General features: G+C 64.0%; 11 protein-coding genes and 1 tRNA gene. 3 read left to right on the top strand and 9 right to left on the bottom strand.

Annotated features, from left to right (window positions below):
* Positions 1 to 76: 76 nt before the first annotated feature.
* The 3 genes from coaE to rpsA are packed head-to-tail and all read right to left on the bottom strand — an operon-like array spanning position 77 to position 4,598.
* Positions 77 to 1,237 (bottom strand): dephospho-CoA kinase, encoded by a 1,161-nt coding sequence (gene coaE / locus BLT92_RS19015; RefSeq protein ID WP_092108168.1) that lies wholly within the window; start codon positions 1,235 to 1,237, stop codon positions 77 to 79.
* A gap of 9 nt (positions 1,238 to 1,246) precedes the next feature.
* Positions 1,247 to 3,067 (bottom strand): glycosyltransferase family protein, encoded by a 1,821-nt coding sequence (locus tag BLT92_RS19010; protein WP_092108166.1) that lies wholly within the window; start codon positions 3,065 to 3,067, stop codon positions 1,247 to 1,249.
* Positions 3,068 to 3,113: 46 nt separating this feature from the next.
* Positions 3,114 to 4,598 (bottom strand): 30S ribosomal protein S1, encoded by a 1,485-nt coding sequence (gene rpsA, locus BLT92_RS19005; protein WP_092108164.1) that lies wholly within the window; start codon positions 4,596 to 4,598, stop codon positions 3,114 to 3,116.
* Between the two features lie 205 nt (positions 4,599 to 4,803).
* Here rpsA and BLT92_RS19000 point away from each other — a divergent pair, with 205 nt between their 5' ends.
* Entirely contained in the window at positions 4,804 to 5,643 is an 840-nt protein-coding gene (locus tag BLT92_RS19000) for a class I SAM-dependent methyltransferase (protein WP_092108162.1), read from the top strand.
* 144 nt (positions 5,644 to 5,787) lie between these two features.
* On the opposite strand, the gene polA is transcribed toward BLT92_RS19000, so the two are convergent.
* Positions 5,788 to 8,454 (bottom strand): DNA polymerase I, encoded by a 2,667-nt coding sequence (gene polA / locus BLT92_RS18995; protein WP_092108160.1) that lies wholly within the window; start codon positions 8,452 to 8,454, stop codon positions 5,788 to 5,790.
* Between the two features lie 41 nt (positions 8,455 to 8,495).
* Between polA and BLT92_RS18990 the strand changes: the two genes are divergently transcribed.
* Complete coding sequence (locus tag BLT92_RS18990; protein WP_092108158.1) at positions 8,496 to 8,954, top strand: PaaI family thioesterase; 459 nt, start codon at positions 8,496 to 8,498, stop codon at positions 8,952 to 8,954.
* Positions 8,955 to 9,031: 77 nt separating this feature from the next.
* On the opposite strand, the gene BLT92_RS18985 is transcribed toward BLT92_RS18990, so the two are convergent.
* On the bottom strand, positions 9,032 to 9,652 hold the full coding sequence (locus BLT92_RS18985; protein WP_092108156.1) for an ANTAR domain-containing response regulator: 621 nt from the start codon (positions 9,650 to 9,652) through the stop codon (positions 9,032 to 9,034).
* Between the two features lie 196 nt (positions 9,653 to 9,848).
* On the opposite strand from BLT92_RS18985, the gene BLT92_RS18980 reads away from it, so the two are divergent.
* A tRNA-Leu gene (locus tag BLT92_RS18980) sits at positions 9,849 to 9,930 on the top strand.
* A 392-nt stretch (positions 9,931 to 10,322) separates the two neighbouring features.
* Here the strand turns inward: BLT92_RS18980 and BLT92_RS18975 are convergent.
* The 4 genes from BLT92_RS18975 to gltB all read right to left on the bottom strand — a co-directional run bounded on the left by BLT92_RS18975 (position 10,323) and on the right by gltB (position 19,881).
* The gene (locus BLT92_RS18975; RefSeq protein WP_092108154.1) at positions 10,323 to 11,705 is read right to left on the bottom strand and encodes a dicarboxylate/amino acid:cation symporter; all 1,383 of its coding nucleotides are present in this window, start codon (positions 11,703 to 11,705) and stop codon (positions 10,323 to 10,325) included.
* Positions 11,706 to 12,066: 361 nt separating this feature from the next.
* Positions 12,067 to 13,614 (bottom strand): pyruvate kinase, encoded by a 1,548-nt coding sequence (pyk, locus tag BLT92_RS18970; protein ID WP_092108152.1) that lies wholly within the window; start codon positions 13,612 to 13,614, stop codon positions 12,067 to 12,069.
* A 116-nt stretch (positions 13,615 to 13,730) separates the two neighbouring features.
* Entirely contained in the window at positions 13,731 to 15,191 is a 1,461-nt protein-coding gene (locus BLT92_RS18965; RefSeq protein WP_092108150.1) for a glutamate synthase subunit beta, read from the bottom strand.
* Positions 15,184 to 19,881, bottom strand: coding sequence for a glutamate synthase large subunit (gene gltB / locus BLT92_RS18960; RefSeq protein WP_092108148.1), 4,698 nt, complete (start codon positions 19,879 to 19,881; stop codon positions 15,184 to 15,186). Before gltB ends, BLT92_RS18965 begins: the two co-directional genes overlap by 8 nt.
* Positions 19,882 to 19,946 lie beyond the last annotated feature (65 nt).

The following is a 19,946-nucleotide window of genomic DNA, read 5'->3' as shown; positions in this document are numbered from 1 at the left end:
ATGACACAGTGAACAGAAGAGACGAGACTCACGCAGCGTTCGGTCCCGACAGGGCAACGCATCGCACCGCTTGTGCTCAGTCGAAGCTGCCTGGGACGAGGCGTCGGCGCATCGTCAGAAAGTACGGTTCCTTCGCCTCCGCATAGCCGTGGGACTGCCCGTCGTCGGTATGGTCGTTCGCCAGTGTCTGCTTCAGCTGCGCGTACTTTTCACGTTCATCGTCATCGCGGCGGAGCAGGTGCACGAACTCCCTGGCGAAGACCGCACCGACAGACCCCTCGGTTCGAATATGAAGGTTGACGGCCCGACCGGGGTCCGTGTTCGCGTGGAATCCTTTGGCCTCTAGTCTGCCCTCGCCGAGGTTGTCCTCACTGGCCTGACCCGGATATCCCAGCTGGGCCAGGTGCGGAGCCAGAGCCCGTGCATCGTCGAGGTCGGGAACGAGCAGCTGCAGATCGATGACGTCCTTGGCTGGCAGGCCCGGGATCGCCGTTGAACCGATGTGGTCGATCGTGAACCGGTTCCCGAGTCCGTGATGCAGTTTGTCGATGATCCGCTGCGCCTGCATCGGCCAATTCTCTCCGGCGGGGTCGACGAGCTCGGCCGGCCCGCGTTCCGCGCGACGATGCGCTTCCAGATTCGCCGCAAACGGCAGGATCCGGTCCTCGAGGAGGCGAGCAACGCGTTCCTGCGTCTGCCCGACCGTCCCTGCATTGTCGATGATCACGTCGCAGACGGCGTAGCGATCGGCGTCGCCGGCCTGCCGGGCGATGCGCGCTTCGGCGTCGTCGCGGGCCATGCCCCGGGCGCTCATCAGCCGCTCCAGTCGCAATTCGGCAGGAACGTCGACGAGAAGATTGAGGTGGTAGGCCGGGGTCATCGAATTCTCGACGAGCAGCGCAACATCGTGGACGACCACCTCGGCGTGGGAATGCTTGGTGAAGTACTCGAGGGTCCGATCCTGGATTGCGGGGTGCATGAGCGCGTTGAGGGCGGCGGTCGAGTCCTCGTCGACGAAGGCCGCGGCAGCCAGCCGTGCCCGGTCGAGTCCCCCATCCCCGGCGATGACGTCCTCACCGAATCGCTGCGCGAGCTGAGCCAGCAGCGGCTCTCCCGGAGCAACGACCTCGCGGGCGATCTTGTCCGCATCGATGATCACGGCGCCGTGGGCGGCGAGGATCTCGGAGACGGTTGACTTCCCTGCACCGATTCCACCGGTGAGACCTATTTTCAGCATGACTTCAGCCTAGCGATTCAACGGGTAGACGAGAACTCCTTCGTCGGCAAAGGACGGTTCGCCGAGGCTGGCGGTGAGGAAGTCCTGGTATTCCCCTGGGCCTCCGGGCAGCAGCGGCGCGTCCGGTGCCAGAACGATGAAGTCGACTCCTTGGCCGCGCAGATCGTCGATTGCCGATCTGGTCTCATCGCTGTCTGGCTCAGGAAGGGGCGCACCGGTGAATACCGAATCGTGGAGAATCTCGTCGAGGGCGTCCTCGGGTGCCGCATAGGTGATGGCCGCGTCCGGGCTCGAACCGATGAAGTAGCCGCCGGTCTCCCGGTAGTGGAAGCCGCTCACGGACTGCCACACCATGGCTTCGTCGGCGTGCGGTTCGGCCCAGGCCAGGGGGCGGGGAACGGTCTTCACGACGGAATCGGCAGGGATCACCTCGGCGATGGACTCCGTGTAGAAGTCGGGCACAAAGACCTCTCGTGAGGTCTGCACACCGGGGATCACACACACTGCGGAGACCACCAGCAGGCCGAGCAGGGCCTGGGCCGAGTGTTTCCGACTGTGGTCGAGCGCCCACTCCAGTCCGCAGCCGAGGATCGCGAACAGTGCAATCGTCGAATGCAGGACCAGACGCATGGGCAGGATGTTGTTGAGCACCGGCACCGCTTCGATCAGCGCGAAGGGACCGGTGTCGAGGATGACCCTCCCGCCCAGGAACACCGGAGATCCGAGCGAGAACACGAACACGAGGAGCCCCGTCGCCGAGGCGATGCGCAGGATCGCCGCGTACCTTGGATTGCGGAACAGACAGATGACGATGATGACGGCAGCGATGAGTGCGGGCACGCCGACGTAGGCGCCGAGCTCTGCGGAGTCGATGTCCATGACCCGTGGGATCGGCGAGGAGCCCGAGCCGAGAAGTGTCGGACTCGCGGGCACGATGGGATCGAGCAGGTCGGTGTTCCACACCCCGTGGGGCCTGATCGCCCCCTCGGGTGCGTTCGGTCCCTGCATCATGAGCAGAAGGGGCAGCGCGATCACAAGCGCGAGCCCTGACCCGATTCCCCCGCCCACAGCCAGCCGCAGCCACCCTGCGCTGCTGCTGACCTTGCGCCCGAAGACGGCGATGGCCAGCAGCAGGCACAGCACGGCGATGAAGGTGCCGGCGAGGACCTCGGTGGAGACGTAGAACTGGAATCCGAGGACGATCCCCAGCCCGAGACTCAGCGTCCAGAACTCACGGGTCGCGAACCCGGGCCGGGGAGCCCGAAGAAGCAATCTGAGGATGACGGCGGCGACCAGCGGCGGTGTGAGGGCGAACGCGAGGTTGGGATGACCGGCCGACTGCGCGATCACGTAGCTGGAGAAGCCCACGCCGCCGGCTGCGACGAAGGCAGGGATTCGGTTCATGAAATGGGTGAACAGCACGGCGGTCGCCAGACTGACCAGCACAGGGATGGAGATGATGAGCAGGTTGTAGCTGACGATGGGACCGGCCGCCCAGGTGATGGGCGCCAGGATCAGCGCCAGGCCGGCCAGAGAGGTGTTCCAGGCTCCGTTGACTCCCCCGTTGAGGGTGTTCATCGCCTCCGTGTAGAGGAAGCCGTCTGCCGATCCCGATGGAGTGCCGTCGGAGCCGAAGCCCAAGTGGGAGGCGAGCAGGTCCGCGGCGTGCCCGAGCCACCAGATGAAAAGCGATGAATCGTCATTCTCGGCGACGACCTGCCCTCCGGGATCGGCGGCGATCTGACCGAACACGCAGATGCTGGCGACGGTGAGCAGCAGTGTGTACCACAGCCATGGTCGGGCTCCGTGCCGGAAAGTGGGTGCATACACAAAGGGCTCCCGATCAATCGACCGGGAGCCCTTGTGAGTGCTGTTATCAGCTACCTGCAAGCTTCTCACGCAGTGCTGCGAGAGCTTCATCGCTGGCCAGCGTTCCTTCGTCGTCAGCCTCTTCCGAGGAGAACGATCCGGTGGCTGGAGCGGGTTCGGCGGGGGCACCGGCTTCCGCGGAGCCTGCTTCGGCATCCGCAGCGATGGCCTTGGCGACCTGCTTCTTGTGCTCTTCCCAGCGTTCCTGAGCGGCGGCGTACTGCTGCTCCCAGGTCTCGCGCTGTGCTTCGTAGCCCTCGACCCATTCGTTGGTCTCGGGGTCGAAGCCCTCTGGGTACTTGTAGTTGCCGTCTTCGTCGTATTCCTGCGGCATGCCGTAGAGGGCAGGGTCGAGGAATTCTTCGGCCTCGGGGTCGACGCCCTCGTTCGCCTGCTTCAGCGACAGCGAGATGCGACGGCGTTCGAGGTCGATGTCGATGACCTTGACGAAGATGGTCTCGTCGACGGAGACGACCTGCTCAGGCAGATCCACGTGGCGAACAGCGAGTTCGGAGATGTGGACGAGGCCCTCGATGCCGTCTTCGACGCGCACGAACGCACCGAACGGAACCAGCTTGGTGACCTTGCCGGGAACGATCTGACCGATGACGTGGGTGCGAGCGAAGTGCTGCCATGGATCTTCCTGGGTCGCCTTGAGCGACAGGGAGACGCGTTCGCGATCCATGTCGACGTCGAGCACCTCGACGGTGACCTCGTCACCGACGGTGACGACCTCACCTGGGTGATCAATGTGCTTCCAGGACAGTTCGGAGACGTGCACGAGTCCGTCGACACCACCGAGGTCGACGAATGCACCGAAGTTGACGATCGAGGAAACGACGCCGGGACGGACCTGGCCCTTCTGCAGGGTCTGCAGGAAGTCGTGGCGGACGGCCGACTGAGTCTGCTCGAGCCAAGCGCGACGGGACAGAACGACGTTGTTGCGGTTCTTGTCCAGTTCGATGATCTTGGCTTCGACCTGCTGGCCGATGTAAGGAGCAAGATCGCGAACGCGACGCATCTCGACCAGCGATGCCGGCAGGAAGCCGCGCAGACCGATGTCGACGATCAGGCCGCCCTTGACAACCTCGATGACGGTGCCGGTGACAACACCGTCGTCTTCCTTGATCTTCTCGATGTCGCCCCAGGCGCGCTCGTACTGCGCGCGCTTCTTGGACAACATGAGTCGGCCTTCTTTGTCTTCCTTCTGAAGAACGAGAGCTTCGATTTCGTCCCCGACCTCGACGACTTCGCCGGGATCGACATCATGCTTGATGGAGAGTTCTCGCGAAAGGACGACGCCTTCCGTCTTGTATCCGATGTCGACGAGCACTTCGTCGCGGTCGACCTTGACGACGGTGCCTTCGACGATGTCGCCATCGTTGAAGTACTTGATCGTCTCGTCGACGGCGGCGAGAAAGTCCTCAGCGGTTCCGATGTCGTTGACAGCGACCTGCTTCGGCTGCACCGATTCCGGCGTGGTGGTGGTCATATAGGTTGGGACTCCGATGGAATTATGGTCCAGATCCGATACCCTGAGGCAATGCTGTGACAGCGCCCCGAGAACTGGATCCGGTCTCGATTACGATTTTGGTCATGTATGCATACGCGCATACGGTTGTCAATACTAGCATCATCCATGGCGTGAATGCACGCCGAAGTTGCAAACGAATCATGGACCAAGCCACGGAGGAATGATGAGCGACGGAAGTTATCGAGCCGAGGTCATCAGCGGTGGCTATCTGCCCATCGATGAAGAGGCGTCGGTGCGCGCCAACAGAGGCTATTGGGACAATTCCGCCGAGGAATATCTGGCCGAACACGGCAGCTTCCTCGGCGCCTCCGAGTTCATGTGGTGTCCCGAGGGCATTCACGAATCGGATGTGAATCTGCTCGGAGATGTGAACCGGCGACAGATCCTCGAAGTCGGCTGCGGTGCCGGTCAGTGCTCGCGCTGGCTGGCCGAAGAGGGAGCCATTGCCACCGGTGTCGATGTCTCCGCCGGAATGCTCGAGCAGGCCTCTCGCCTGCAGCGCGAGCATCCCCTCAGCAACGAGGCCACTCCCCCGACGTTCCTGCACGCCGACGCTCGTCAGCTGCCGTTCGCCTCGAACAGCTTCGACGTTGCGTTCTCCTCGTATGGGGCGCTGCCCTTCGTCAAGGACGCCGAGGTGGTTCTCGCAGAGGTCGCACGTGTGGTCCGCCCGGGCGGACGGTGGGCGTTCTCGACCACGCACCCGATGCGTTGGATGTTCCCCGATGTGCCCGGCGAAGCGGGCCTGACCGTCGAGTACTCGTACTTCGACCGCACTCCCTACGTCGAGATCTCCGCGGATGGGCAGCCGGTCTACGCCGAGCACCACCGCACCATGGGCGACTGGGTGAGCATGCTCGTGTCAGCCGGCTTCACGATCGATTCGGTGACCGAACCGGAGTGGCCGGAGTCCAACCAGACCGCCTGGGGCGGCTGGTCTCCGCTGCGCGGCTCACTCATGCCCGGCACCGTCATCTTCTCCACCACGCTCAACAAGGACTGACCTCGGCGAGAGCGCCGAACCGCCCCTCCCCGCTCGATCAACAGCTGCTCCGAATTTGTTGTCGCTGGCGACGACATATTCGGACTGGCCGTTGATCGGCGATGCGATCGAGTTGGCCGTTGAACGGGGATGGCCAGCTCCGGCTCAGTGGGCCGCCGCGTGCCAGGAGACTCCGGTGCCGACGTTGACGTCGAGGGGCACATCCGACTCGTATGCGGACCCCATCTCCTCGGTCACGATCACCGTCACAGCATCGATCTCGTCGGGGTGAACATCGACGATGATCTCGTCGTGGACCTGCAGCAGCACGGTCGATTTCAGATCGCCGAGGCGGTCGCTGACCTTGAGCATCGCCATCTTCATGATGTCCGCGGCAGATCCCTGGATGGGGGCGTTGAGCGCGGCGCGCTCGGCCATGTCCCGCAGTTGTCGCCGATCGCTGTGCAGCGCCGGCAGGTAGCGCCTGCGACCCATGATGGTCTCTGTGTAGCCGTTGGCCCGTGCTTGCTCGACGATCTCGTCGAGGTAGTCCTTGACTGCGCCGAAGCGCTCGAAATACTGCTCCATGAGGTTCTTCGCCTCGTCCACACCGATCGCGAGCTGGCGGGAGAGCCCGTAGGCGGAGAGACCGTAGACCAAGCCATACGACATGGCCTTGACCTTCGACCGCATGGCGGAGTCCACCTCGTCGATGCCGACGCCGAAGACCTTCGACCCGACGTAGGAGTGCAGGTCCTCGCCGTCCTTGAACGCTTGGATCAGCGCGGCGTCCCCTGAGAGATGGGCCATGATGCGCATTTCGATCTGTGAGTAGTCGGCGGTCAGAAGGCGAGCATTGTCGATGTCCGGGTCGGCGATGAAGATCTCGCGGATCCGTCGGCCTGATTCGGTGCGGACCGGAATGTTCTGCAGGTTCGGATCGAGCGAGGACAGGCGACCGGTCGCGGCGACGGTCTGCTGGTAGGTGGTGTGGATGCGCCCGTCCTCGGCCACGGTCTTGAGCAAGCCGACGACGGTCTGTTTGAGCTTCGTCGAATCACGGTAGGCCAGCAGGTGCTGCAGGAACGGGTGTTCGGTCTTGATGAACAGCTCCGCCAGCGCCTCGGCGTCGGTCGTGTATCCGGTCTTCGTGCGTTTGGTCTTGGGCATGTCGAGTTCGTCGAAGAGCACTGTCTGCAGCTGCTTCGGCGACCCGAGATTGACCTCGTGGCCGATCGCCTCATAGGCGAGCTCGGCGCTCGCGTTCGCCTGCTTCGTGAATTCGTCGATGAGCCCGGACAGGCCCGGCTCGTCGACGGCGATGCCTGCGAGCTCCATCTTCGCCAGCACCGGGACCAGGGGCAGTTCGATGTCACGATAGACCTGGCCCATGTTCGCGTCGTCGATTGCCTGTGCCAGAACCTCATGGACCTCGAGCAGCGCAGCCGCCCTATGGCCATGAGTCGAAGCGGTCTGGTCGGAGTCGAGGTCGAGGGCCAGCTGTCCGCTGTCGCTGCCGGTTTCGCTCAGTTCGATCCCGGCACGGTCGAGCGCGATCTGCGGCAATTCATAGCTGCGTTGGTCGGGCACCAGGAGATAGGCTGCCAGCGCGGTGTCACCGACAACGTCGTCGACGTCGAGGCCCAGTGAGCGCCAGGCTTTGATCTGCGTCTTCGCGCTGTGCAGGATGAGACTCTTCGTTCGCAGCGCCGAGCCCAGGTCCGCAGCGGCCGACTCCCCCGCCTCGGCGAGGTCGACGACCCAGGCCCGCTCAGGCGTGCCGGAGACCGCGAGGATGCGAGCGTCTCCTCGTCCCAGCTCGTAGCGCGCATCGGAGTCGAGGGCGAGCACATCATAGTCACTGATCTTGTCGAGGAGGCCGGACACCTCAAGGGTTTCGACGAAGACCTCCCGGGCAGGGGCGAGGGTTTCGGACGGAACGGCTTCCTCACCGAAGATCGCACTCAGTCGTTTGCCGAGAGCCTGGAATTCGAGCTGATCGAACAGGCTCGAGAGTTCGCTCGGGTCGCCGGCTCCCCATTTCAGATCTTCGTAGTTCAGGTCGAGGTCGACATCGTCGAGGAGGCGGTTGAGCTTGAAGTTGCGTTCGACCTCGGGGATGTGATCGCGCAGTTTCTCGCCGACCTTGCCCTTGATCGACTCCGCGTTCTCGAGCACACCGGGCAGATCGCCGTAGGTTGCCAGCCACTTCGCCGCGGTCTTGTCGCCGACTCCGGGCACGCCGGGAAGGTTGTCGGCCTTCTCCCCCACCAGGGCCGCGAGTCCGCGGTAGTTCGCCGGTGTCACCGCGTACTTCTCTTCGATCGCGGCCGGGGTCATGCGGTTGAGATCGCTGACCCCGCGCTTGGGATAGAGGATCGTCACGGTCTCGTTCGAGAGCTGGAACGAATCCTTGTCTCCGCTCATCACCTCGACCCGTGCACCTGCCTCGGTGCCCATCCGGGCCATGGTCGCCAACGCATCGTCGGCTTCGAAGCCTTCCTTCGTCACGACGGCGATGCCCATGGCCACGACGATGTCCTTGATCAGATCGATCTGGGGATGGAACTCGGGCGGCGTCTTCGCTCGTCCGGCTTTGTATTCGGCGTATTCCTCGAGGCGGAAGGTTTGCCGGCCCAGGTCGAAGGCCACGGCCACGTGGCTGGGTGACTCGTCCCTGAGGACGTTGATGAGCATTGAGATGAAGCCGTAGATGGCGTTCGTCGACTGCCCGGTGCTGGTGGCGAAGTTCTCCACCGGAAGAGCGTGGAAGGCGCGGTAAGCCAGAGAGTGTCCGTCGATGAGCAGGAGGGATTCGTTTACTTGAGTCACATGGCATAGCCTATCGTTCAAAACTGATATGAAGGAGAACGATGTTCAGACCGCACACCCCACTGACCTCGCGGACCACCGAGGTCCAGTGCCGCGAGCTGCTCGCCCAGCTCAATGGTCCGGAAGCGGGCGGTGATCTGGCGGGGAAGATGGGCATCGAATTCACCGATCTGGCACACGATCATGCCAGCGGCACGGTCCCGGTGGCGGGCAACACACAGCCCATGGGCCTCTTCCACGGCGGCGGTCACGTCGTGCTGGCCGAATCCTTGGCATCGATGCACTCGTTCCTCATCTCCGGCGGGAAGAACGTCGTCGGCGTCGACCTCAACGCCACACATCTGCGGGCCGCGCGGGACGGCACTGTGACCGGCCGCGCCGAGGTGCTTCATCAGGGACGCACGATCGTGTCCCATGAGGTGAAGATGACCGATGAGGCCGGTCGCCTCCTCTCGATCGTGCGGATCACCAACATGATCCTCAAGACCGAACCCAAGTGAGCTGAAGACAGCAGCAAGGAGGCCGACGAATCCTCATCGGATTCGCCGGCCTCAGTGTGAATTCGGGGTGGTGCTGGCTACTTGTTCGAGCCGATCTGCTTGAGAACGGTGTCCGCAACCTCACGCATGGTCAATCGGCGGTCCATCGAGGTCTTCTGAATCCAACGGAAGGCCTCAGGTTCGCTCAGACCCATCGAGGTCTGGAGGAGACTCTTGGCCCGTTCCACGACCTTGCGGGTCTCGAAGCGCTCGGTGAGATCGGAGATCTCACTCTCCAGGGAGCTGATCTCGGCATGGCGCGACAGGGCGATCTCGAGGGCCGGAATGAGGTCCGCGGCGGTGAAGGGCTTGACCACGTAGGCCATTGCTCCCGCATCACGGGCCCGTTCGACGAGCTCCTTCTGTGAGAAGGCTGTCAGGAGCACCACCGGGGCGATGCGTGCCCGAGCGATCCTCTCTGCCGCTGAGATTCCGTCGAGGATGGGCATCTTGATGTCCATCACGACGAGATCCGGTCGCAGCTCTTCTGCCAGGCGGATCGCGGATTCGCCGTCTGCGGCTTCGCCGACGACGTCGTATCCGACCTCACGCAGCATCTCGACGATATCGAGACGAATCACTGCCTCGTCTTCCGCCACTACGACGCGGCGAACCGGCACGGACTCATCTGAAGTTGGTTCTTCGCTGTTTTCAAGCACGGCACCAGTCTAAACCAGCCCCGCGCCCGCACCGACGCCGGTACCGAAGTTTCTTCTGTGATGGTAACCACCCTGGTGATGCCGATCACCGATCAAGGCTGCTGGCACCGCACGATCATCACCATCGCTGCCGATTGTGCAATCACATAAAAGGTGTCGTAAACTCAAGCCTGTCGCGGATTGGCTTCGCGACCGAGCCGGATTGGCGGAATCGGTAGACGCGGTGCACTCAAAATGCATTGTCGAAAGACGTGTGGGTTCGAGTCCCACATCCGGTACAGATGTGAAGTGCCGCGACATCGTTGACTCGATGTCGCGGCACGTTTTTCATTCACGACCGTTTGAGCCGGACCAGGTCGCCGGAGGGGCCAGGTCGCCGGAGGGGCCAGGTCGCCGGATCAGCTGCATCCACATCTCATGGCTCGATTTCAAAGCCGATCCCTGAAACTTCGATCGATCACTGACCCGTCATCGGCCGTCAGCGCCGCGGCTCGAGCGGATAGAGGTGCTCATCGCAGCGGTTGCGCCCCACCGCGACGGACACACCCAGAAGGCCGACGCGCAGAAGGCCGTGTCGCCGGTTCGCATTCGCGGACGTCCGGCATTTCGCTCAATGACACCGGAGGCCGGCATGAGCGAAATGCTCCTGCCGGCCTCCGGTGCGGGCTGCTTACAAGCGGGAACTTCCCGATGGCTCCTCAAGTGGTGCCTCGTCGGATTCGTCTGCGTTCTCCTCGACCGGAACATAGCCATCGACGCGCGCGGAGTCGTAGCGTGCCTCGTCGAGGATTCCGTGGCGCTTGGCCACGATTGCGGGTACCAGAGCCTGTCCGGAGACGTTGAGTGCCGTGCGCCCCATGTCGACGATCGGCTCGATTGCCAGCAGCAGACCGACGCCTTCGAGCGGCAGGCCCAGCGTGGACAGAGTCAGCGTGAGCATCACGGTGGCACCGGTGGTTCCGGCGGTCGCGGCCGAACCGATGACGGAGACGAAGATGATGAGGAAGTACTGCACGGCGCCGAGTTCGATGCCGAAGAACTGGGCGACGAAGACGGCGGCGATCGCCGGATAGATCGCGGCACAGCCATCCATCTTCGTTGTCGCGCCGAAGGGCACCGCGAAGGCGGCGTAGCTCTGGGGAACACCGAAGTTGTCGGTGGTGACCTTCTGTGTCACGGGCATGGTACCGATCGACGACCGCGACACGAAGCCCAACTGGGTGGCCGGCCATACCCCGGAGAAGTACTGACGAACCGAGAGGCCGTTGAGCTTGGCCAGGGTCGGGTACACGACGAAGAACACGAGCGCCAGGCCCACGTAGACGGCGACGACGAACCACAGCAGGGACCCCATGGTCGACCAGCCGTAGGAGTTCACAGCATTGCCGATGAGTCCGAGGGTGCCGATCGGTGCGATGCGCACGATCCACCAGACGACCTTCTGCACGACGGCCAGGGCCGCCTCGACGAACTCCAGGAAGGGCTCGGCGGCCTTGCCGACCTTGACCGCGGCGATGCCGATCGCCCCGGAGGCGATGATGAGCTGAAGGATGTTGAAATCGACCTCGGAGACCAACCCTCCGGCTTCTTCGGCCGAGGTGGCCACCTCGAGTCCGAGGAAGTTGACGGGCACGAGCCCGGTGAGGAAGCCGATCCAACTTCCCTCGTTATCCGGAGCAGAACCGCTCAACGATGTGGCGTCTGCGTGCATTCCCGGTTGCAGGACGACACCGAGGATGAGGCCAATGAGGACGGCGATGAGTGCCGTGAAGGCGAACCATAGAAGAGTTGAGACTGCGAGTCGGGCAGCATTGGTGACCTTGCGCAGATTGCCGATGCTGGCGATGATTGCAGTGATCACGAGCGGCACGACGGCGGCCTTGAGCAGGGTCACGTAGGAGGACCCGATGGTATCCAGGGTCTGGCCGAGCCAGTTGTCCTGACTCTCGCTGACCGGCCCCCAGGACCGCGCGACCAGTCCGAGTATCACACCTGCGATCAGGGCGATGGTGACCTGCACCCCGAATGATCTGCTCCACTTGGGCAATCTCATGCCATTCCTCTTCTTCGACTGTCGGTTTCCAAACAACGCTCACTCAAGCGCCGCTCAACCCAATGGACAACTGTTGAGCAATTCTGGAAATTCCGCAAGTCGGAGTGAAGTGCCTCTCACTCCCGGCATCGCGATCGCCGTTCCGGCACTCACCAGCAGCACGAGTCACGACGCCGGCGCATGGCAAACGGACGCCGGCGCATGGCAGACGGACGCCGGGCGCGCATACCAAACGGCGGCCGCCCCGAATCGGGACGGCCGCCGTTGTCGACAGCTGAGGTCAAGTGAAACCGGAGGCCAAAAGCGCCCAAGCGCCAGGACCCTCACGGTTCAGCCCCGGCCTCAGCTGACCATCACGGTCTCAGTGCCTGGGTGTGCCGTTTTCCTGCACGACCGGCACCTCACGAGTGACCGGCGCTTCGGCCACGATGCCATAGCCTGCCAAGGGATCTTCCTCGTCGTCGGAGGAGTCCTCGTAGGCCGCGGCAACACCCCTGGCCGCATCGCCCATCGTGTGGATGCGCAGGGCATTGGTCGAACCGGGGATGCCAGGAGGGGACCCGGCCACGAGGATGGACTGATCGCCCTCGTGTGCGGTTCCGTCCGCCAGCAGCACGGCGTCGACCTGCCTGGCCATCTGGTCTGTGTGGCGCACCGTCTTGACGAGGTAGGGGCGAACGCCCCAGGTCAGAGCCAGCTGGTGGCGAACCTGCGCATCGGGGGTGAAGCCGAGGATCGGCCAGGCCGGACGCAGACGCGACATCCGACGCACGGAGTCACCCGTCTGGGAGAAGGTGCACAGCAGATCGATGTCGAGCTGCTCAGCGATCTGGACCGCAGCGGCGGTCACGGCCCCACCCTTGGTATGCGGCACCGTACCCAGCTGAGGAATCCGCTCCATGCCGTGTTCCTCGGTGGACTCGATGATGCGGCTCATGGTCCGAATCGCGTCGACCCAGTACTCACCGACGGAGGTTTCGCCGGAAAGCATGAGGGCGTCGGCACCGTCGAGGACTGCGTTGGCGCAGTCGCTGGCCTCGGCGCGAGTGGGCCTGGCCGCATCGATCATGGTTTCGAGCATCTGTGTGGCCACGATGACAGGTTTAGCCTGCTGACGTGCGATCTCGACGGCACGCTTCTGCACGATCGGGACCTGCTCGAGAGGCAGCTCCACGCCGAGGTCACCACGGGCGACCATGATTCCGTCGAAGGCATCGATGACCGCATCGAGCTGGTCGACGGCCTGCGGCTTCTCAAGCTTGGCGATGACGGGAGCCGTGATGCCGACCTCATCCATGACCGCCCGGACATCGTCCATGTCCTCGGGACTGCGGACGAAGGACAGCGCCACCCAGTCGAAGCCGATCCCCAGACCCCACTTGAGATCGTCGACGTCCTTCTCAGACAGAGCTGGGACGGAGACCGGGACGCCGGGCAGATTGATGCCCTTGTGGTTCGAGATCGTTCCGCCGATCTCCACCTCGGTGATGACATCGGTGTCGGTCACCTCGGTGGCACGCAGACGCAGACGCCCATCGTCGATGAGCAGGGGGTCTCCGACGGAAACGTCGCCCGGCAGAGTCGCCAGCGTGGTGCTCACGACCTCCGCGGTCCCGGCGACATCACGGCTGGTGATGGTGAACGTCGCACCCTCGACCAGCTCCTCCTTGCCATGGGCGAAGTTGCCGACCCTGATCTTCGGGCCCTGCAGATCGAGCAGCACCGCGACTGCGCGGCCGGTATCGAGTGCGGCCTGGCGGACCCAGGCGAATTTCTCTTCGTGTTCTTCCCGCTTGCCGTGGCTGAGATTGAATCGGGCCACATCGACGCCCTCGTCGACGAGAGCGCGGATCTCTTCATAGGAATTCTGATTCGGACCTAATGTTGCGACTATCTTTGCACGCCTCATGCACACCACCCTACCTGTAGCGTGATGGGCGGCTCGAACCGCCCATCACGTCTGTTCGTCGGAGCAGAATCACGCACACCGATGTGCGATCTTCTCATTAAATGACACAGATAATCTTAACATGTAAAACTTCTGCTGTGTGGTCGGACCGGCTCCGGCAAGCGTGATGTCCCCGTCAGGAACCGGTCGACCTCGGCTGCGACCGACCTCCCTTCGGCGATGGCCCACACGATGAGCGACTGGCCTCGACCTGCATCACCGGCGACGAAGACCCCGGGTATCGAGCCTGAGTAGGACTCATCACGCGCGAAGGCCCCATCCTCAGCAACGTCGAGGTCGATCGCCTCCGACTCGGGGCCCGAGAACCCGAGAGCCAGGAGGACGAGGTCGGCGTCGAGTCGGTGCTCGGTGCCGGGCGCCGGGACGCGACGACCGGCGACGAACTGCGTCTCGGCAACATCGATGCCGATCACTCTGCCCTCATCGTCACCGACGAACCCTGTCGTCGATGCGAGGTAACGCCTGGTTCCGCCCTCCTCGTGGGAGGACTGGACCTCGAAGATCCGCGGGACCGTCGGCCACGGATCGGATTCGCTGCGATCAGCCGGCGGCTGAGCTCCGATTGCCAGGGTCGTCACCGAGGCCGCCTGCTGCCGCAGTGCGGTGCCCAGGCAGTCGGCACCTGTATCGCCGCCGCCGATGATGATGACGTGTTTGTCGCGGGCGTCGATGTGATCGACGGCCTCCCCCGGCCCGGGCTGCGTCCCCGCCTGCACCCGGTTCGAGGGCACCAGATAGTCCATGGCGAATTCGACCCCGTCGAGGTTTCGTCCGCCGATGCCCATGTCCCTGGGAACCGTTGCCCCCGTGCACACGATGACCGCGTCGAAGCTCGACTGCAGCTCCTCGAAGCTGATGTCCCGACCGATCTCGACCGAGGTGGTGAACCGAGTGCCTTCGGCGCGCATCTGATCGAGGCGGCGATCAATGTGGTGCTTTTCGAGTTTGAAGTCGGGAATTCCATAGCGCAGCAGGCCGCCGAGGCGGTCGTCGCGTTCGTACACGACGACGGTGTGCCCCGCCCGGGTCAGCTGCTGGGCTGCGGCCAGCCCCGTGGGGCCGGAGCCGATGACGGCCACCGTATGCCCGGTGATCCGTTCGGGGATCACGGGTTGGATGAGACCGGCGGCGAATCCCTGGTCGACGATGGTCACCTCGACCTGCTTGATCGTCACAGCGGGCTGATTGATGCCGAGGACACAGGCATTCTCACACGGTGCCGGACATGCCCGGCCGGTGAATTCAGGGAAGTTGTTCGTTGCATGGAGCAGTTCGACCGCACGCGGCAGCTCTCCGCGGTACATGGCATCGTTGAACTCGGGAATCAGATTGCCCAGCGGGCAGCCCTGATGACAGAAGGGAACGCCGCAGTCCATGCAGCGTGAGGCCTGTCTGCGCAGCTGCTCCGGATCGCCGGCCTCATAGACTTCGCGGTAGTCCATGAGGCGGATCGGCACCGGGCGCCGCCGGGGCACCTCTCGTTGTTCGACGTGTAGGAATCCGTGTGGATCAGCCATTGGCAACCTCCAGAATCGTGTGCCAAGCTTCGTCCGAATCCGCGGCTTCTCCGGCCGCGGTGAACTCTTCCTGAACGTCTTTGACCATCGCATAGGCGACGGGGATGATCTTGGTGAAGCGGGAGAGGACGTCCTCTCCTCGGTCGAGCCCGTCGAGCAGCTGTGCTGCCAGGGGCGAATGCGTCCACTGAACATGTTCGGCCAGCAGTCGCTGCAGAACAGCCATGTCGGTGACTCCCACACCGGTGAACCGGAAGACGCCGGCGGCGCGTTCCTTGGGGTTGAGCTTGGCGGGGTTGAAGTCGAGGACGTAGGCCGTGCCGCCGGACATGCCGGCGGCGAAGTTGCGTCCGGTGGTGCCGAGGATGACGGCGATTCCTCCGGTCATGTACTCCAGCCCGTGGTCGCCGATGCCTTCGACGACCGCCTCGGCGCCGGAGTTGCGCACCATGAACCGTTCCCCCACCTGGCCGGATACGAACAACCGGCCCGCAGTGGCACCGTAGCCCAGGACGTTGCCGGCGATGACGTTGTGTTCGGGACGGGTCAGATTCTCAGTGTGCGGATGCACGCTGATGGTTCCGCCGGAGAGCCCCTTGCCGACGTAGTCGTTGGCGTCACCATGCAGGTCGATGCTGATTCCGCGAGGCAGGAACGCCCCGAGTGACTGTCCGGCGGTGCCGTGGAGCTCGAGCCGGATCATGTGCTCGGGCAGGCCCGCATCCGCGTGGGCGAGTGTGACGTGATGACCCAGCAGGGTGCCGACGCTGCGGTCCGTGTTCTCGATCGCCGAGGTGATCGTGACCTCGGCCCCGGATTCGATCGCCTCCCCCGCCTCGGCCAGCAGTCGCAGGTCGAGTTCGCCTGCGAAGTCGCGGTTGACCTCGGTGGTGCACTTGCGGACCACGTCGGTGTTGCCGTGAATGTCCTCGGGCACGGTGAGGATCGAGGACAGGTCGAGGTCGAGACCCGATTCCTCCGCTCGCTTCTCGTCGATGCGCAGCCTCTCGACCGCACCGATGGCCTCATCGAGCGTGCGCAGGCCCAGTGCGGCCAGGTAACCGCGGACCTCCTCGGCGATGAAGGTGAAGAAGTTCACGACGTGCTCGGCCTGTCCGTGATAGCGCTCGCGCAGCTTCGGATTCTGGGTGGCCACCCCGACGGGGCAGGTGTCCTTATGGCAGACGCGCATCATGATGCAGCCGGAGACGACGAGTGCCGTGGTCGCGAATCCGAATTCCTCCCCGCCCAGCAGGGCCGCGATGATCACGTCCCGACCAGTCTTGAGCTGCCCGTCGACCTGAACGCTGACCTTCTCTCGCAGACCGTTGAGCACCAATGTCTGCTGCGCCTCGGCCAGACCGAGCTCCCAGGGAGTGCCGGCATGCTTGAGTGAGTTGAGCGGACTGGCGCCCGTGCCCCCGTCGTGACCGGAGATGAGGACGACGTCCGCTCCGGCCTTGGCCACTCCTGCGGCCACCGTGCCGACGCCGATCCCGGACACGAGTTTGACGTGCACGCGGGCCCGGGCGTTGGACCGGCCGAGGTCGTGGATGAGCTGGGCGAGGTCCTCGATCGAGTAGATGTCGTGGTGCGGCGGCGGAGAGATCAGCCCGACGCCCGGGGTGGCGTGGCGGGTCTTCGCGATCCATGGGTAGACCTTGGCTCCGGGAAGCTGCCCGCCCTCCCCCGGTTTCGCGCCTTGAGCCATCTTGATCTGCAGGTCATCGGCCTGCGTCAGATAATGACTTGTCACGCCGAATCGGCCGCTGGCGATCTGCTTGATCGCCGACCGGCGTTCGGGATCGACGAGGCGTTCTGTGTCCTCTCCGCCCTCACCGGTGTTGGACTTCCCGCCGATGCGATTCATCGCGATGGCCAGAGTCTCGTGCGCTTCCTGCGACAGTGAGCCGTAGCTCATGGCGCCCGTCGAGAAGCGCTTCATGATCTCGCTCGCCGGCTCCACCTCGGAGATGTCGATCGGGCCGGTGTCCGTGGGGACGAGGTCGAACAGTCCGCGCAGGGTCATGAGCTCACGCGACTGCTCATCGACGGCCTGAGTGTACTCACCGAAGATGTCGAATCGTCCGGTGGCCGTGGAGTGTTGGAGTTTGAAGATGGTCTCCGGGTTGAACAGGTGGCCCGGGCCTTCCCTCCGCCATTGGTATTCGCCACCGATGCGCAGGTCCCGGTGAGCGGGCCTGGGATGGTCGTCGCGGTGGGCATCGGCGTGTCTGGCGCTCGACTCCGCGGTGATCTCGACGATCCCCTTTCCGCCCAGTTGGTGTGGGGTGGAAGTGAAGTACTCCTCGATGAAGTCATCGGCCAGCCCGAGGGCTTCGAAGGTCTGAGCACCGTGGTAGGACTGCACGGTCGAGATTCCCATCTTCGACATGATCTTCAGCAGTCCCTTGTTCAGCGCCGTGAGCACATTCGCCACAGCCGTGGTCTCGCTGATGCCCCGGATCCTGTCCGAGCGGACAAGCGCCTCGGCCGATTCCATGACGAGGTACGGGTTGACCGCTGAAGCTCCGAAGGTCATCAGTGTGGCCACGTGGTGAACCTCCCGAACATCACCGGCTTCGACGATGATCGACACTCGGGTGCGCGAACGCGCCCTGACCAGGTGGTGATGGAGGGCCGAGGTCAGCAGCAGAGACGGAATCGGTGCGAGATCCGCCGTCGAGTCCCTGTCACTGAGGATGATGAACACAGCTCCGGCCTCGACGGCCGCGCTGGCCTCCCGGCACAACTCCTCAAGACGCTTTGCCATGGCGTCGGGTCCTGCGTTCACCGAGTACAGACCCGAGAGGCTCACGCTGGGTCGACCATCGTCGACGCCGAGGTGGCGACCCTGTACGTGTGAGATCGCCGCAAGCTCGTCGTTGTCGATGACCGGGCGGTCGAGCAGGATGTGCGCAGAGTCCGGTTGGGAGAACTGCAGGAGGTTGCCCTCCCGTCCGATGCCCGAGGACATGCTGGTCACGATGTCCTCGCGGATGGAGTCCAGCGGCGGGTTGGTCACCTGCGCGAAGTTCTGGTGGAAGTAGTCGAAGAGCAGTCGTGGCCGGTTGCTCAGGGCCGCGATCGCCGTGTCCGTGCCCATGGCGCCGAGGGGTTCGGCCCCGGTTTCGGCCATCGGCGAGATGAGGATCCGCAGTTCCTCCTCCGTGTAGCCGAAGGTGCGTTGGCGGCGGCGCACGGAGGCCTGCGGGTGGGTGACGTGGACTCGGGTGGGCAGGTCGGCCAGATGATTGGAGCAGTCCTTCACCCAGTCCTCGTAGGGATGCTCGGTGGCGAGCTGGTTTTTCATCTCCGTATCGGAGATGACCCGTTCCGACTCGGTGTCGACGAGGAACATGCGACCGGGGGTGAGACGTCCGCGGGCGACGACGTCGGATTCCGGCAGGTCGACGACACCGATCTCGCTGGCGAGCACGACGGTGTCGGAGGTCATGACGTACCGGGCAGGCCGGAGCCCGTTGCGGTCGAGGACGGCGCCGGCGAGCTTCCCGTCGGTGAAGGCCACGCAGGCGGGCCCGTCCCACGGCTCCATCAGCAGCGAGTGGTACTCGTAGAAGGCCTTGCGCGATTCGCCCATTCCGGGGTTGTTCTCCCAGGCCTCGGGAATCATCATCAGCATCGCCTGCGGCAGCGATCTGCCCGAGGCGACCATGAGCTCGAGCACCGCGTTGAACGATGCCGAGTCGGAGGCGCCCGGCGGTACGATCGGACACAGCCTGTCAAGACTCGTCGACGTTCCCGGCACCGGGGAGGCGAGGAGATCGGAGGCCAGTGTCGATTCCCGGGCCTGCATCCAATTGCGATTGCCTCGCACCGTGTTGATCTCGCCGTTATGGGCGATTGTGCCGAAGGGCTGAGCCAACTGCCAGGACGGGAACGTGTTCGTCGAGAATCGTGAGTGCACGAGCGCGATCCGTGAGGTCAGGCGTTCGTCGAGCAGTTCCGTGTAGAAGGCGGAGAGCTGGCCTGTCGAAAGCATGCCCTTGTAGGTGATCGTCGAGGGTGAGAGTGAGGGGAAGTAGATCCCGGAGTGGTCGAGACGCTTCCGCACAATGTAGGACCGGCGAGTGAGGTCATGGCTATCACGCGCTGGATACCGTTCGTCGATGCCGAGGAAGACCTGGCGCATGCGCGGCATCGTGGACCGAGCGGTGGCGCCGAGCACGCTCGCATCGTGCGGCACGTCGCGGTAGGCGAGGACCCGCAGGCCCTCCTCGGCGGCGATCCGAGCGAGTAGTGACTCCTCGTCGCCGACTGACGTTGCCGCTCCGGAGGTCGGAGGAAAGGAAGTGGTCGTCTTGGGATCCGTCGCGGTCGTCAGGTCCTGACGGTAATCCTGGGCGAAGAAGCCGATCCCCGCGGCGTAGGCACCGGCGTCAGGCAGTTCGATGCCCTCGTCGCGCAGCACCTCGGCGAAGTAGTCATGAGGCATCTGCAGGGTCATCCCCGCACCGTCGCCGGTGCCTTCGTCGGAGCCGATTCCGCCTCGATGCTCAAGTTTACGCAGAGCGGTCAGCGCCTGTTCGACGACCGTGTGGTCGGCGGGTCCGCGATAGCGGACGATGAGCGCGAGTCCGCATGCATCGTGTTCGAGTGCGGGATCGTAGAGTCCGGCGCGAACCGGACGTTGCGGAGATTTCGGGGTCGTTGAATGTTCACTGTACATCGCTGCCTTCACGGGGTGTAGATGTTGACGTTAAAGACGGCGCTGTCTCTAGCAGTATCGGCGGC

The sequence above is a fragment of the Brevibacterium picturae genome, from assembly GCF_900105045.1.
GTDB lineage: Bacteria > Actinomycetota > Actinomycetes > Actinomycetales > Brevibacteriaceae > Brevibacterium > Brevibacterium picturae.
The sequence above is the reverse complement of the archived record's forward strand: the minus strand, read 5'-3'. Positions and strand labels throughout refer to the sequence as shown.

Excerpts from the sequence above, each read along its gene's own strand:
- rpsA (WP_092108164.1), bottom strand. The coding sequence starts at position 4,598 with ATGACCACCACCACGCCGGAATCGGTGCAGCCGAAGCAGGTCGCTGTC.
- BLT92_RS18965 (WP_092108150.1), bottom strand. The coding sequence starts at position 15,191 with ATGGCTGATCCACACGGATTCCTACACGTCGAACAACGAGAGGTGCCC.
- BLT92_RS18990 (WP_092108158.1), top strand. The coding sequence starts at position 8,496 with ATGTTCAGACCGCACACCCCACTGACCTCGCGGACCACCGAGGTCCAG.
- BLT92_RS19000 (WP_092108162.1), top strand. The coding sequence starts at position 4,804 with ATGAGCGACGGAAGTTATCGAGCCGAGGTCATCAGCGGTGGCTATCTG.
- gltB (WP_092108148.1), bottom strand. The coding sequence starts at position 19,881 with ATGTACAGTGAACATTCAACGACCCCGAAATCTCCGCAACGTCCGGTT.
- pyk (WP_092108152.1), bottom strand. The coding sequence starts at position 13,614 with ATGAGGCGTGCAAAGATAGTCGCAACATTAGGTCCGAATCAGAATTCC.
- BLT92_RS18975 (WP_092108154.1), bottom strand. The coding sequence starts at position 11,705 with ATGAGATTGCCCAAGTGGAGCAGATCATTCGGGGTGCAGGTCACCATC.
- coaE (WP_092108168.1), bottom strand. The coding sequence starts at position 1,237 with ATGCTGAAAATAGGTCTCACCGGTGGAATCGGTGCAGGGAAGTCAACC.